The organism is Lentzea sp. NEAU-D7 (assembly GCF_026242055.1).
Lineage (GTDB): Bacteria > Actinomycetota > Actinomycetes > Mycobacteriales > Pseudonocardiaceae > Lentzea.
In genome coordinates, this window is record NZ_JAPJDL010000022.1 from 107361 (window position 1) to 120519 (window position 13159).

The 13159-nt window shown below is 69.8% G+C and carries 15 protein-coding genes; 2 read left to right on the top strand and 13 right to left on the bottom strand.

Annotated elements, in window-relative coordinates:
* Nucleotides 1–86: 86 nt before the first annotated feature.
* The 9 genes from mnmA to ORI60_RS35130 form a co-directional block, all read right to left on the bottom strand.
* Nucleotides 87–1169, bottom strand: a complete 1083-nt coding sequence (mnmA, locus tag ORI60_RS35090) for a tRNA 2-thiouridine(34) synthase MnmA (protein WP_266042303.1) — start codon at nucleotides 1167–1169, stop codon at nucleotides 87–89.
* Complete coding sequence (locus ORI60_RS35095; RefSeq protein WP_266042304.1) at nucleotides 1166–2341, bottom strand: cysteine desulfurase family protein; 1176 nt, start codon at nucleotides 2339–2341, stop codon at nucleotides 1166–1168. Before ORI60_RS35095 ends, mnmA begins: the two co-directional genes overlap by 4 nt.
* The gene (locus ORI60_RS35100; protein ID WP_266042305.1) at nucleotides 2341–3684 is read right to left on the bottom strand and encodes an MFS transporter; all 1344 of its coding nucleotides are present in this window, start codon (nucleotides 3682–3684) and stop codon (nucleotides 2341–2343) included. The genes ORI60_RS35095 and ORI60_RS35100 overlap by 1 nt, the downstream gene beginning before the upstream one ends.
* A complete protein-coding gene (locus ORI60_RS35105; protein WP_266042306.1) occupies nucleotides 3641–4513 on the bottom strand; it encodes a lysophospholipid acyltransferase family protein in 873 nt (290 codons plus the stop codon). Before ORI60_RS35105 ends, ORI60_RS35100 begins: the two co-directional genes overlap by 44 nt.
* Nucleotides 4510–5283 carry a GNAT family N-acetyltransferase gene (locus ORI60_RS35110; RefSeq protein ID WP_266042307.1) on the bottom strand — a complete coding sequence of 258 codons (774 nt, stop codon included), beginning with the start codon at nucleotides 5281–5283 and terminating at the stop codon, nucleotides 4510–4512. Before ORI60_RS35110 ends, ORI60_RS35105 begins: the two co-directional genes overlap by 4 nt.
* A gap of 129 nt (nucleotides 5284–5412) precedes the next feature.
* Nucleotides 5413–5742 carry a hypothetical protein gene (locus ORI60_RS35115; protein WP_236216306.1) on the bottom strand — a complete coding sequence of 110 codons (330 nt, stop codon included), beginning with the start codon at nucleotides 5740–5742 and terminating at the stop codon, nucleotides 5413–5415.
* A 111-nt stretch (nucleotides 5743–5853) separates the two neighbouring features.
* A complete protein-coding gene (locus ORI60_RS35120; protein WP_266042308.1) occupies nucleotides 5854–6270 on the bottom strand; it encodes an Imm10 family immunity protein in 417 nt (138 codons plus the stop codon).
* A 147-nt stretch (nucleotides 6271–6417) separates the two neighbouring features.
* Nucleotides 6418–7371 (bottom strand): electron transfer flavoprotein subunit alpha/FixB family protein, encoded by a 954-nt coding sequence (locus tag ORI60_RS35125; protein ID WP_266042309.1) that lies wholly within the window; start codon nucleotides 7369–7371, stop codon nucleotides 6418–6420.
* Nucleotides 7372–7383: 12 nt separating this feature from the next.
* Nucleotides 7384–8166 (bottom strand): electron transfer flavoprotein subunit beta/FixA family protein, encoded by a 783-nt coding sequence (locus ORI60_RS35130; RefSeq protein ID WP_266042310.1) that lies wholly within the window; start codon nucleotides 8164–8166, stop codon nucleotides 7384–7386.
* Between the two features lie 215 nt (nucleotides 8167–8381).
* On the opposite strand from ORI60_RS35130, the gene ORI60_RS35135 reads away from it, so the two are divergent.
* Entirely contained in the window at nucleotides 8382–9224 is an 843-nt protein-coding gene (locus ORI60_RS35135) for a DegV family protein (RefSeq protein ID WP_266042311.1), read from the top strand.
* A 64-nt stretch (nucleotides 9225–9288) separates the two neighbouring features.
* On the top strand, nucleotides 9289–9438 hold the full coding sequence (locus ORI60_RS35140) for a hypothetical protein (protein ID WP_177230128.1): 150 nt from the start codon (nucleotides 9289–9291) through the stop codon (nucleotides 9436–9438).
* Here the strand turns inward: ORI60_RS35140 and ORI60_RS35145 are convergent.
* The 4 genes from ORI60_RS35145 to ORI60_RS35160 all read right to left on the bottom strand — a co-directional run bounded on the left by ORI60_RS35145 (nucleotide 9435) and on the right by ORI60_RS35160 (nucleotide 12979).
* Nucleotides 9435–10241, bottom strand: coding sequence for an isocitrate lyase/PEP mutase family protein (locus tag ORI60_RS35145; protein ID WP_266042312.1), 807 nt, complete (start codon nucleotides 10239–10241; stop codon nucleotides 9435–9437). The genes ORI60_RS35140 and ORI60_RS35145 overlap by 4 nt on opposite strands.
* 103 nt (nucleotides 10242–10344) lie before the next feature.
* A complete protein-coding gene (locus ORI60_RS35150; protein ID WP_266042313.1) occupies nucleotides 10345–11466 on the bottom strand; it encodes a hypothetical protein in 1122 nt (373 codons plus the stop codon).
* A gap of 11 nt (nucleotides 11467–11477) precedes the next feature.
* On the bottom strand, nucleotides 11478–12032 hold the full coding sequence (locus ORI60_RS35155; protein ID WP_266042314.1) for a hypothetical protein: 555 nt from the start codon (nucleotides 12030–12032) through the stop codon (nucleotides 11478–11480).
* On the bottom strand, nucleotides 12029–12979 hold the full coding sequence (locus tag ORI60_RS35160; protein ID WP_266042315.1) for a hypothetical protein: 951 nt from the start codon (nucleotides 12977–12979) through the stop codon (nucleotides 12029–12031). Before ORI60_RS35160 ends, ORI60_RS35155 begins: the two co-directional genes overlap by 4 nt.
* Nucleotides 12980–13159 lie beyond the last annotated feature (180 nt).

Below are 13159 nucleotides of genomic sequence, written 5' to 3' on the forward strand. Positions count from 1 at the left end.
TCCGAGCCCGCGCGGCGAGGTCGAACTCCGTGTCAATGAACGTCACACAGCGACGCTAGAGCCGCTTTCCCGGCCCTACAAGCGATTTAGCTGGTCGAGTCGATGGTCGCGCTGGCCAGGACGATGTCGCCCGCCGCGTCCTCGCGGTAGATCGCGACGGCCTGGCCGGGCGCGACGCCCTTCAGCGGTTCGCGCAGCTGCACCCGCAGCACGCCGTCGACCAGTTCGGCGACGGCCGGAGCCGTGCCGCCGTGCGCCCGCACCTGGGCGACGCACTCGACCGGGCCGTCCAGCTCGACGTGCGCAACCGGCGAGGAAGCCGAAATGCCCGTCACCGCGAGCTTCTCCACCGCTCCGACCCGCACGTTCCCGGACACCGGCTCCAGCGCCAGCACGTACCGCGGGCGGCCGTCGGGTGCGGGGCCGTCGATGCCCAGTCCCTTGCGCTGGCCGACCGTGAACTCGTGCACGCCCGCGTGGCGGCCCAGCACCGCGCCGGTCGCGTCGTCGATCAGCAGGCCCGGCTTGGTCTCCATGCGGCCGGCCAGGAACTTCTGCGTGTCGCCGTCCGGGATGAAGCAGATGTCGTGGCTGTCCGGCTTCTTCGCGACGGACAGCCCGCGCGACGCCGCCTCGACGCGCACGTCGTCCTTCGTCGTGTCGCCGAGCGGGAACATCGCGTGCGAGAGCTGGTCCGCGGTCAGCGACGCCAGCACGTACGACTGGTCCTTGCCCAGGTCGGCGGAACGGCGCAGCTCGGGACGGCCGCCGACCACCTCCAGGCGCGCGTAGTGGCCGGTGCAGACGGCGTCGAAGCCGAGGGCGATCGCCTTGTCCAGCAACGCCTCGAACTTGATCCGCTCGTTGCAGCGCAGGCACGGGTTCGGGGTGCGGCCGGCCGCGTACTCCGCGACGAAGTCCTCGACGACCTCTTCGGTGAAGCGCTCGGCGAAGTCCCAGACGTAGAACGGGATGCCCATCAGGTCCGCGGCACGGCGGGCGTCGTGGGCGTCCTCGATCGTGCAGCAGCCACGGGCGCCGGTGCGCAGGGTGCCGGGCTTCGCCGACAACGCCAGGTGCACGCCCGTCACGTCGTGTCCCGCTTCGACGGCGCGTGCCGCCGCCACCGCGGAATCGACACCACCGCTCATCGCCGCGAGGACCTTCACTGCTTGACCACCTTCCGGGACCGCCTCATGCCTGCCAGGCCCGCCGTGCGGGCCCTCTCCACCACCGGTCCGATGACCGACACCAGCTTCTCAACGTCCGCACGCGTCGACGTGTGCCCGAGCGAGAACCTCAACGAACCGCGCGCCAGCGCCGGTTCGACGCCCATCGCGAGCAGCACGTGACTCGGTTGCGCGACGCCGGCCGTGCACGCGGAGCCCGTCGAGCACTCGACACCGCGGGCGTCGAGCAGCATCAGCAGGCTGTCGCCCTCGCAGCCGGGGAACGTCAGGTGCGCGTTGCCGGGCAGGCGGTCGACCGGGTCGCCGTTCACGATCACGTCCGGCACCACCGCGCGCACCGACTCGATCAGCTCGTCGCGCAGCGCCGCGATCTCGACGGCTCTGGAAGCCTGTTCCTCCACCGAGATCCGCACCGCGCGCGCCAGGCCGACGATCGACGGCACGTCGAGGGTGCCGGACCGCACGTCGCGTTCCTGACCGCCGCCGTGCATCAACGGCGTGCATTTCACGTCGCGCGCCAGCAGCAGCGCGCCCACGCCGTACGGACCGCCGACCTTGTGGCCGGTGAGGGTCAGCGCGGAGGCGCCGGAGGCGGCGAAATCGACCGGGACCGCGCCCACGGCCTGCACCGCGTCCGTGTGGAACGGCACACCGCGCTCAGCGCACACGCGAGCGATGTCGTGCACGGGATTGATGGTGCCGACCTCGTTGTTCGCCCACATCGTGGTGACGAGCGCGACGTCGCCGGAAGCGTCGAGAGCCTCGGCCACCGACTCCGGCGACACGCGCCCGAAGCGGTTGGTGGGCAGCCAGGTGACCTCGGCGCCCTGCCGCTCCAGCCACTCGACGGCGTCCAGCACGGCGTGGTGCTCCACGGCCGAGGCCAGCACGCGCCGGCGGCCGCCGGCCCAGTAGATGCCCTTGACGGCGAGGTTGTCGCTCTCCGTGCCGCCGCCGGTGAACAGCACCTCGGACGGCCGGGCGCCCAGGGCGTCGGCGATGTTCTCGCGGGCCTCCTCGACCGCCCGCCGCGCCCGCCTGCCGGAGGTGTGCAGCGACGAGGCGTTGCCCGTGGTGGACAACGCCTCGGTCATGGCCGCGACCGCCTGCGGGTGCATGGGGGTCGTGGCCGCGTGGTCGAGATAAGCCATCAGGCCTTCAGGGTAGCCCGCATGCGGGGCCCGGTCAGAATCGCTCCCACCACCGCCAACGCCGCCATCGACAGGTTGAGCACCACCACACCCGAGGTCGGCGCCGTCGCGACGACGAGCACGCCACCGAGTCCGATCATGGTCGCCGAGAAGAGCATGTCCGAGATCTGCAGCGCGGCCGAGTTGAAACCCCGGTCGGCCTCGGGTGATGCGGCCATCATCAGCACGCCGACGCTGGACGTCGCCACGCCCATGCCCGCACCCGCGACGGCCCAGAAGACCAGCGTGAGGTGAGCAGGCCCCCAAGTGGGTGCGATGAGCGTCACGGCCGCGATGCCGGTCGCGGAGAGCAGGAACCCGATGCGGACGAGCGTGTAGCGCTCGATCTCGGGATGCCGCGACGCCCACATCGACGCGCTCGCCCAGCCGAGCGCGCTCAGCGTGAGCGGGATGCCCGCCTCCAGGGGCGAGTAGCCGTGCACGACGGTCAGCGTCAGCGGGATGAAGCCCTCCACCGCGAAGAACGTGCCCGCGAGCAGGCCGCGCGCCAGGATCGTGACCGGGAGGCCGCGCCGGGCGAGGAGCGTGCCCTTGGGGAGCAGGATGCGCAGTGCGGGCGCGAGCAGGAGCAACGCGGCCACGAGCATCCACCAGGTTCGATGCTGCAGCGACCAGCTCAGACCGGCCACGCCCAGACCGACCGCCACGGCCGCGATGGGCAGGTACTTGCGTTGCGGCGGCGCCTCGGCGTGCGGCGGAAGCTTCTTGAGCACGGGAACGAGCAGCACGCTGCCGATGAGCACCAACGGCACGATGCCGACGAACACCAGCCGCCACGTGAGGTGCTCGGTCGCCCAGCCCGCGACCGCCGGCCCCACCATCGACGGCACCACCCAGGCCGCGGACAGCGCGCCGAACACGGCGGGCCGGTCGGCTTCGGGGTAGACGAGCGCGATCAGGACGTAGATCGCGACGATCAGGAAGCCCACGCCGAAGCCCTGCAGCACCCGGCCGGCGAGCAGCACCGCCATGTTCTCGGCGATGCCCGCGACCACGAGCCCGGCGAGGAACAGGACCACGCCGATCAGGATCGCGGGCTTGGGTCCCCTGCGGTCCGAGAGCCGTCCGGAGAAGACGGTGGCCATCACGCTCGCCGCGAGGTTCGCGAGGAACGGCCACGCGTACAACGCCTCGCCCTTCAGCTCGCGGACCATGGTGGGCATCGCGGTGCCGACGCCCATCACCTCGAAGGCGACGAGCGTGACCAGCAGCAGGATGCCCGTCGTGGGCCAGCGGCGTTCAGGCGACCAGAGGCGAGACGGGACGGGCGCGGTGAGAGTCACCTGTAGATGGTGCAATCTCCAGCTCGGTCGAGGTCAAGCGGTTTGATTGCTCTTCGGCAAGTTTCGCTAGTTCGCGGCGGGTCGCGGCGCGTCCGGGGGCGATCTCGTCCAGCACGTGGACCTCGACGACCAGATCGCGGACTCGGAGCACCCGGCGGATCGAGCCGATCAGGGTGTCGCTGCCGACGAACGCGGGCTGCGTCGTCAGGTGGTCGCCGATCCGGTAGCGGAGGACGATCGGCCGCACCGGCACGCCGGCGTCGAGCGCGGCCTGGAACAGCGCCGGCTTGTAGTGCCCGGACGCGAGCCCGCACCACGTAGTGCCCTCGGCGTGGATGGCGACGGCGCTGCCGTTGCGCAGGGTCGTGGCGAGCTCGTTCACGGTCCGCGGCAGCTCGCGCAGGTTTTCGCGGTCGAGGTAGACGGTGCCCACCGCGGTGATGATCGGGCCGAGCACGGGCCAGCTCTTGATGTCCTTCTTGGCGACGATCTTGACGGGCTGCACCGAGTCGATCGCGAGCTCGTCGAGCCACGAGACGTGGTTGCTCGCGACGAGCACACCGCGCTTCGGGATCTCCTGGAACCTCCTGGCGCCGTGCACCTCCAGCCTCACGCCGAACGCGCGGAGGATGGCGTGGAACCACAGGCGGACAACGCTTTCCCGCTGCCTGCCGGGCAGCAGCAACGCCAGGGCGATCCACGCGCCGCAGAGGATCGCGGTGATCGCCGTGACCGCCCGCCAGGTCTGCCGGAGCCTGCCGACCTCACCGGGCGCGCTGCCGACGCACCCGTCGCCGCAGGGCGACGTGGGCATCCAGGCGTGGCTCATGACGTCTCCCCCAGGAAGAACTTCAGGTAGCGCTGATCCACGTGGTCCATGCCGAGCAGGATGAAGAGGTCGGCGACGCCGAAGTCCGCGTCGAGCGCGGGCCGTCCGCAGATCTTGGCGCCGAGCCGCAGGTAGCCCTTGAGCAGCGGCGGCAGCACGGTCTTGTCCGGCCGTGCGATCGCGTCGACGTCCCACGGGTTGTGCGGCGTGACCCGGTACTCCTCGGGCGCGTAGTGCTTGGCGTGCACCGCGTCCCAGACGCCGGCCGCGAAGCTGCCACCGTCCTGCAGCGGGATCGACGCGCACCCGACGAGCCACTTGTGGCCGCTGAGCAGCATGTACCGCGCGATACCGGCCCACACGAGGCTCACGACGGCGCCGTTGCGGTGGTCGGGGTGCACGCACGAGCGGCCGGTCTCGACGGTGGAGCTTCGGATGTCGTCGAGGTTGCTCAGGTCGAACTCGCCGTCGCCGTAGAGCCGCCCGGCTTCCTTGGCGCGCTCCGGCGGCAGCATCCGGTAGCCGCCGACGATCTCGCCGGTGCGGTCGTCGCGCACCACGAGGTGGTCGCAGTACTCGTCGAACTCGTCGACGTCGTGGCCGGGCACGCTGGTGTGCAGCGTCGCCCCCATCTCACCGGCGAACACCTCGTAGCGCAGTCTCTGCGCGGCGACGACTTCTTCACTGTCACGGGCGACGAGGAGGGAGTAGCGGGGTGCGTCCCCGTCCTGCTGGACGGGGGTGCTGACAAGCAGTTCCGGCTGCGTCATGCGAACCAGGGTGAAGCCGGGTTGGCGAATGACAGCAGGTCAGAACGATGACCGGTCAGTGGCAGTCGGGTTAACCCCCGGAGATGCCCAAGCCCCCTCCCGCGGGAGGGGGCTTTCACGCGTGCCGGGTCAGCACCACTTCGGCTTGTTGTACTCCGCGATGCCCTTGAGCCGGTTGTACTCGAACGAGCGCGTCTCCCCGAACGGGATGTTCTTGCAGTCCGGGTCGAAGCCGCGCGAGACGTCGATGCTCGCCTTGCGCTTCGTCGCGTGGCAGTTGAGCAGCGTCACGATGCCGCTGCCGCCGAAGTTCGCGTCCTTCTCGCCCATGAAGTAGAGCTTCTGCTGACGTCCGGTGCACGGGCGGTCAGCGCTCGCCGGCGCGGCGGCGAGAGTCATGAAACCGGCGGCCATCGTCAGGCCGAGCACCACGGACGCCACACGCTTGATCTGTCGCATTTGGACCCCTTCAGTCGGATCTGATGCGGACAGACTTCGCGAATGCCCTGACAAGTCGCTGACGACACTTAGCATCCCGAAACGGACAACGTGCGCGTCCGATCGGGAGGGTCAGGCGAGGTCGCCGCCGAGCACCGGCCGGAAGCTCTCGCGCCCGAACGCGAACACGCGCCGGTACCCGCCTGCGAGCTCCGCCACGACGTCCGGGGCGAGGTCCAGCTGGATCGCCAGGACGGGCTCGGCCAGTTCGAGCTCCGCGACCGCCTTCTCGGTGAACTCCAGCACGAGCACGCCGCCGGACAGGCTCGCCCCGCGCACACCGCCGTACGTGCAGCGGTGTTCGTCGTCGACGACGCAGTACGAGTCCATGTCGAAGTCGGCGTCCTCGAGGTCGTCCTCGCTCGCGGTGATCATCAACTGCCGCCCGCCGCCATCGGGCTGCTCGGCGACGCCGACCGTGAACATGGTCCGCTCTTCGTCCTCGAAGCCCATGCCGTGGCCGCGCACGACGAAGCTGGTCTCGCTCAACGCCATCTCCTCGGAAACCTGTTGCAGCTCACCGCGCCGCGGAGCCTATCGGTCAGGTGGAGTTCGGGTCATCAGGACAACTCCCCCGGAAACGCGAATGGCCGCCGCACCACGGGGATGCGGCGGCCATCGTGCCGAACGGAGTGCTCAGCCCTTGCGCTTCTTGACGTCCTCGGTCAGCTGCGGCGCGACGTTGAACAGGTCGCCCACGACACCGAAGTCGGCGATCTCGAAGATCGGCGCCTCGGGGTCCTTGTTGACCGCGACGATCGTCTTCGAGGTCTGCATGCCCGCGCGGTGCTGGATCGCACCGGAGATGCCGAGCGCCACGTACAGCTGCGGCGAGACCGTCTTACCGGTCTGGCCCACCTGGAACTGGTGCGGGTAGTAGCCCGAGTCGACGGCGGCGCGCGAGGCACCGACGGCGGCACCGAGCGAGTCGGCGAGCTCCTCGACGACGGAGAACTTGTCGGCCGAGCCGACACCGCGGCCACCGGAGACGACGACCGAGGCCTCGGTCAGCTCCGGGCGGTCGCCGCCGACGACGGCTTCACGCGAGGTGATGCGGGCGGACTTGGCGGTGTCCACGGAGATGGAGACCGACTCGTCCAGCACGGCGTCCGCCGCGGACTCCTCGGCCTCGACGCCGCCGGGGCGGACGGTGATGACCGGGGTGCCCTTGCTGACCTTCGCCTTGACGACGAACGCGCCACCGAAGATGGACTGCACGCCGGTGCCGTCGGCCTCGACGTCCACGACGTCGACCAGCCAGCCGGCGTCGATGCGCGCGGCGAGACGGCCCGCGACCTCCTTGCCCTCGATCGTCGCGGAGACGAGCACCGCGGACGCGTTCGGGACGAGCGCGGCCAGCGCGTCGACCTTCGGGGTCGTGAGGAAGCCGGCGGCGTCGTCGGACTCGACGGCGTAGACCTTCGCGGCGCCGTACTTGCCCAGCGACTCGCGGATCTTCGACGCGGTGCCGGGAGCGCCCACGACCACCGCGGCCGGGGTGCCCAGGCGGCGCGCGGCCGTCAGCAGCTCGTAGCTGACCTTCTTGACCTCGCCGTCGACGTGGTCGACCAGAACCAGAACTTCAGACATGACTTCCCTCCCTCAGATGAGCTTCTGGCCGACGAGGAACTCGGCGATCTTGGATCCGCCGTCGCCGCCGTCCTCGATGCGCTGACCCGCGCTGCGCGGCGGCTTCGGGGAAGCCTCCTGCACCTGGGTGTACGCGCCGGACAGGCCGACCTCGGACGCGTCGATGCCCAGGTCCGCCACGGTGAGCGTGGAGACGGGCTTCTTCTTCGCGGCCATGATGCCCTTGAAGGACGGGTAACGCGGCTCGTTGATCTTCTCGGTCACGGAGACCACGGCGGGGAGCGAGGCCTCGAGGAACGCGACGCCCTCGTCGGTCTCCCGCTCACCCTTGATCGTGGTGCCCTCGACGGTGACCTTGCGCAGCTGGGTGACCTGCGGCAGGCCGAGCAGCTCGGCGAGGATGGCCGGCACGGCGCCCGCGCGGCCGTCGGTGGCCTCGTTGCCCGCGATGACCAGGTCGACGTTCTCGACCGTGCCGATCGCCTTCGCGAGGACCTTCGCCGTCGCCATCACGTCCGAGCCGTGCAGCGCCTCGTCGCTCACGTGGATCGCCTTGTCCGCACCCATCGACAGCGCCTTGCGAATGGCGTCGGTGGCGCGGTCGGGACCCATCGCGATCACGGTCACCTCGCCGCCGTGGGCTTCCTGCAGCTGCAGGGCCTCTTCGACGGCGCGCTCGTTGATCTCGTCGAGCACGGCATCCGCGGATTCGCGGTCAAGGGTGTGGTCGGCGTCGGTGAGCTTGCGCTCGGACCAGGTGTCAGGCACCTGCTTGACCAGGACAACAATGTTCATAGGTCCTCTTCGACCTCCTGCGGACGGGCGGCGACGCTTGCGCGGAGGACTTTAGAACTGCGCCGCCGGGTGTTCACGACCCTGCCATCACCCGGATGTTACCCGCCAGTAGCAGCCCCGCAAACAGCAGCAAGCACCCCGCTAGCGTGACAGTTGTCACCCGTTGACGCCACCAACTGAGACCTAACCCATTCAGGGGACTAGGCTGCGCGGACATGTACCGGCGAGTAGCGATCGTGACAGACTCCACCGCTTGTCTCCCGGAGCAGCTGACTGATCAACTCGGCATCGAAGTGGTGCAGATCCAGGTGCGGATCGGCGACCACACCGACGACGAGTCCCGCATCCCCGTTCCCGACCTGGTCTCGGCCATGCGTTCGAACGTGCCCGTCGCGACGATCCCGCCGGACCCCGGCGCGTTCTTCTGGACGTACAACGAACTGGCCGCGCAGGGCGTTCGCTCGATCGTGTCGGTGCACGTGTCGAGCCGCCAGTCCGCGACCGTCGAGGCCGCCCGGGAAGCCGCGGGCAAGGTCCGCGTGCCCGTGCACGTCGTGGACACGCACACCTGCGGGATGAGCATCGGCTACGCCGTCCAGGCCGCCGCGAAGGTCGCCGAGGCGGGTGGCAGCGTGGAGAAGGTGCTCGCGACCGCGCAGCGCCGTTTCGACAGGTCCACCGAGCTGATCTACGTCGACACCCTGGAGTACCTGCGCCGCGGTGGCCGCATCGGTGCCGCGGCCGCACTGGTCGGCGGCGTGCTGTCGATGAAGCCGCTGCTGACCATGGCCGACGGCCAGATCACGCCGCTGGACAAGGTGATCGGCGCCGACCGCGCGCTCAACCGGATGCTGGACATCGCGGTCAAGCGCGCGGGCACCGACACCGTGGACGTCGCCGTGGAGCACTTCGACGCCGAGGAGAAGGCGTCGCGGTTGTTGCGCAAGCTCCGGCGCAGCGTTCCCAACGTCCGCCAGTTCATGCTGACGCAGGTCAGCTCGGCCATCGGAGCCCACGTGGGCCCAGGTGCGCTGGGGATCACCGTTTCGCCGGTCTGACCACCGGGAACTCCGGGAGCGGTTTCGTCCGTTGAAATGGACGTAACGGACACCTGGAGGACCGATGGCCGGCTTCATGGACAAGATCACCAGGTTCCTGCGCAGTCCGCAGGGCCACAAGCTGCAAGCGAAGGCACGGCAGATGGCGCAGGACCCGCGCAAGCGCGCCCAGGCCGAACAGCTGCTGCGCAAGTTCCGCGGCAGGAAGCACTAACTCTTGAAGAGCGCGTTGAGATCGCCGTAGGCAAGGCCGTTCTCAACGCTGCCGTACGTGCCCTTGGTCAGCATCTCCTCCGCTGCCCGCCTGGCAACGGCGTAGGCGGCCTCGGCCACAGCAGAGCCGAGGCTGACCCGCGCCACGCCCGCCTTCGCCAACTCGGCGACGGCGGGCGCGCCGGGCCCCACGAGAACGTTGAGCGGCGCGGCGATCCCCTTCGCCAGCTCCGCGACCGTCTCCAGATCGGTCACCCCCGGCACGAAGATGCCGCTCGCCCCGGCCTCGATGAACTTCGAGGCACGCTCCAGCGTCCGCTCGAGCCTCGTCGCCGGGTCACCCACTCCGCGCAGGAACGTGTCGATCCGCGCGTTGATGTACAACTCCGGCGCGGCCTCGTGCGCCGCGGCGAACCGCTCGGCCTGCTCCGCGACGTCGCGCTGCCCCGCACCGAGCCCGTCCTCGATGTTGACGCCGGACGCCCCCGCCTGCGCGACCGCGCGCATCGTCTCCGCCACCTCGCCGGCCGTGTCACCGAACCCGGTCTCGATGTCCGCGCTCACCGGAATCCCCACGGCGGCAACGATCCTGGCCACGAGGTCGACCGCACGGTCCCGCGCGATGTGGTCGCCGTCGGCAGCACCGAGGCTCCACGCCACACCCGCACTCGTGGTGGCGACAGCGGTCGCACCGGCGGCCTCGACGACGAGCGCGGAGGCGACGTCCCAGGCGTTGGGCAGGGCGAGCGGACCGGGCTTGTGCAGCGCGTGGAAGAGCGTCGTTCGATCAGAGGCGGAAGTCATGATCGATTGATATCAGCAGGCACCGGTCCAGGTCCGGCGAAAATCGGACAGGTACCGACGACTTTCCGACATTCTCGCCGGATGCCCTCGCCTGGTCGCATCGCTAGTTGCTGCCCGCCTTGCGGCGCACCTCTTCGAACGACCGCAGGTAACGCCGGCGGAAGTCCTCCCGCTCGACCCACGTGGTGTGCTCGGCGGGCTGGGGTGAGGCGGGTGGGGGCAGCTCGGTCTGCGCTGCGGGCCGCGGGGCCGGGTCGGTTTCCTCGGCGGTTGCCTCGAAGGGAGCCTCTAGGGGTGCTTCGGCAAGCGCTTCGGTTTCCGGGTCCGCGGTTCCGGCGTGCACCGCGGGTTCGGTGCGCTCCGCGGGTTCGGCGCGCTTCTCAAGCCCGGCGTAGTTCATGGGCGCGGCGTGCTCGGCGACGGTCTCAAAACTGTCGGTGCTCGGCGCTACGGTTGATTCGGGGGCTTCGAAATCCCCCATGGGGGGAGCGAGGTCCCCATCCCGATCATATCGAGCAGCACCGACAGTTTCGGGCTCCGCGAGTTCTGCGGGCTCCGCCGCCCGCCTGGGCTCGGTCATCGGCGCAAGATCGGCCGCGCACTCGGGTTCGGCGGCCAGCGCGCGCTTCAACACCGACGCTCTCTTCGCCATCCGCTCGGGCTTCGCCACCGACGCGCGCTTCGTCGCCGAGTCAGGCATCGCCACCGACTCAACCTTCGACACCAGGTCAGGCTTCGCCACCGGCTCCAGCGCTGCCACTGAGTCAGGCAGCACGACCGGCTCAAGCGTTGCCACCAGGTCAGGCTTCATCACCGACTCAAGCGTCGGCACCAGGTCGAGCTTCGCCGCCGGTTCAAGCGTCGACAGCGGGTCAGCCTCCAACACCGGCTCGAGCTTCGACACTCGCCCGGACCCAGCGATCAGCCCAGGCATCGCCACCGGCTCGGCCAGCGCCACCGGCTCGGCCAGCGCCGCCAGCGCCGGTTCCCTGTGTGACAACCCCACCACGGGGTTGCGGTGGATCGGCCGCGAGTCGTACTCGTCGTCCACCGGCTCGACGGCGACGGGCCTGTCCACCCACGTCCGCTCGTCCGGCGCCTCCGCAGGGGCAGGCACTTGGGAGTCGGCGTCCTCGCGACGCCGCACCAGCACGTACATGAGGGCCGCCCCCAACGTGAAGGACAGCACGCACAGCCCGAAGACGATCCCGACTGCCCCTGCCATTGCGAAGGCTCCTAGCTGACGAGGACGTCGATCTGAGGACCGAAATCCGTGGGCGGGCCCCACACGGGGTCCACGATCACGCGAGTGGCGACGACCTTGTCCACGCCCTGCTCGGCCAGGTACTGCCGCAGCAGGGCTGCCCGTTCCATCGCGAGCACGTCGCAGCGGTGCGACGCCGTCTCGCCGTTCCACGCGTGCGCCACCAGCGTCACCGAGCCGGTGGCGTTGCGCAGGACGCCGGCCAACGAGCGCCGCACGTCCTCACCGCGGCCTGCCAGCGACGCGGTGCCCGGCGCGAACGTGATGCCCTTGACGGCGTGCGCGGAGAACAGGTCTCGCACCGCCTGCTGCGCCACCGCGGCGGACAGCAGGACCGGCGCTGGGGGCTCCATTCGCAGCGGTGCCACGAAGTCGGTGACCGGTACCGGGCCCGCGAGGACTGCGGGCACCGCGGGCGACGACGACAGCGCCGTCTCCAGCTCGTCGCCGTACACGGAGAACCCGAACGCCGTCACCGACGCGGGCACCATCAGTGCACCGACCACGAGCGGGACCCAGCGCTTCACGACGCGGCGACCTGTTCCGGGATGTGCATCGGGGCGACTCGGTCGGCGGCCACGGACAGGGCCGCGCGGGCCGCGGAGAGTTGCGAGTGGACGACGCGCTTGAGCTCGTGCAGTTCGTTGGTGCGGTCAGCCACTTCGGCCAGGCGGCGCTGCGCCTCACGGCACGCCATCTTCACCATGAACTCCGAGCGCGCCCTGGCCAGCGCCTCCTGCTCCTGCAGGTGTTGCGCGGCCTCGTTGCGGCGCCGGGTCATCGTGAGTTCGAAGAACTGCTGGGCCTTCTCGCGCTTGCGCTCGGAGTCGGCCTCCAGCGAGTTGCACTGGAGAGCGGTCTCGCGCAGCAGCATGTCCGCGTCGGTCTGAGCCTGGGCGACCGCCTCCGCGCATTCGCGCTCGACCTCGTCGGCGCGCTGGCGGTGCTGGGCTTCGAGGTCGGCGCAGCGGCGTTCCATCTCCAGCTCGCGCCGTTCCATGGCGGCGGCGCGGGTGGCGCAGTCCTGGCGAGAGGCGTAGAGCTCGGACTCCGCCTCCGCGCGCATGGCGGCGGACTCGCGCTCGGCCTCGGCGCGCAGTGCGGCCACCTCGACGTCGGTGCGCGCACGGAGATCGGCGCACTCGCGTTCGGTCTGCAGGTGCATCTCCGCCGTCTCGTCCTCGGCGAGGCGGAGCATGCGGTGCATCCGTTCGGTGGCGCTCGCATGCGTGCCCGAGGTCGATTCGAGGCGTTCGATCCTGGCGCGCGCGTCCTCCAGGTCCTGGCGCGTCATTTCCAGCAGCTTGCGCAGATCCGCCGCCTGCGCCAGTGCCTCGGCCCTGTCGAGGCTCGTGAAGCGCAGCTGCTCCTCGAGATTCTCGATGTGCTCGATGACCTGACGTCGGTGAAAACCTCGGTAGACAACGTCAAAACCGGCGTGCAGCGGAACTAGTTCCTGCTCTTTTGCACCCATGGTCACCTACTCACTCAACCGGGCTGAAGATTGTGCGAGCTTACCCACGGCAGATGGGGCCAACCAGCGTCGAAAGTGGACGGACGGCCATGATGTAACACTTGGAATAATGGCTCTTTCCAGCGGAAACGAGTCATTACTAGATCAACACCAAACACCGGCCAGTCACCCGATTGTGTC

Bases quoted from the DNA above. Each gene is read 5' to 3' on its own strand.
- ORI60_RS35095 (WP_266042304.1), bottom strand. From the start codon at position 2,341: ATGGCTTATCTCGACCACGCGGCCACGACCCCCATGCACCCGCAGGCG.
- ORI60_RS35125 (WP_266042309.1), bottom strand. From the start codon at position 7,371: ATGTCTGAAGTTCTGGTTCTGGTCGACCACGTCGACGGCGAGGTCAAG.
- ORI60_RS35135 (WP_266042311.1), top strand. From the start codon at position 8,382: ATGTACCGGCGAGTAGCGATCGTGACAGACTCCACCGCTTGTCTCCCG.
- ORI60_RS35150 (WP_266042313.1), bottom strand. From the start codon at position 11,466: ATGGCAGGGGCAGTCGGGATCGTCTTCGGGCTGTGCGTGCTGTCCTTC.
- ORI60_RS35105 (WP_266042306.1), bottom strand. From the start codon at position 4,513: ATGAGCCACGCCTGGATGCCCACGTCGCCCTGCGGCGACGGGTGCGTC.
- ORI60_RS35110 (WP_266042307.1), bottom strand. From the start codon at position 5,283: ATGACGCAGCCGGAACTGCTTGTCAGCACCCCCGTCCAGCAGGACGGG.
- ORI60_RS35130 (WP_266042310.1), bottom strand. From the start codon at position 8,166: ATGAACATTGTTGTCCTGGTCAAGCAGGTGCCTGACACCTGGTCCGAG.
- ORI60_RS35145 (WP_266042312.1), bottom strand. From the start codon at position 10,241: ATGACTTCCGCCTCTGATCGAACGACGCTCTTCCACGCGCTGCACAAG.
- ORI60_RS35115 (WP_236216306.1), bottom strand. From the start codon at position 5,742: ATGCGACAGATCAAGCGTGTGGCGTCCGTGGTGCTCGGCCTGACGATG.
- ORI60_RS35140 (WP_177230128.1), top strand. From the start codon at position 9,289: ATGGCCGGCTTCATGGACAAGATCACCAGGTTCCTGCGCAGTCCGCAG.
- ORI60_RS35160 (WP_266042315.1), bottom strand. From the start codon at position 12,979: ATGGGTGCAAAAGAGCAGGAACTAGTTCCGCTGCACGCCGGTTTTGAC.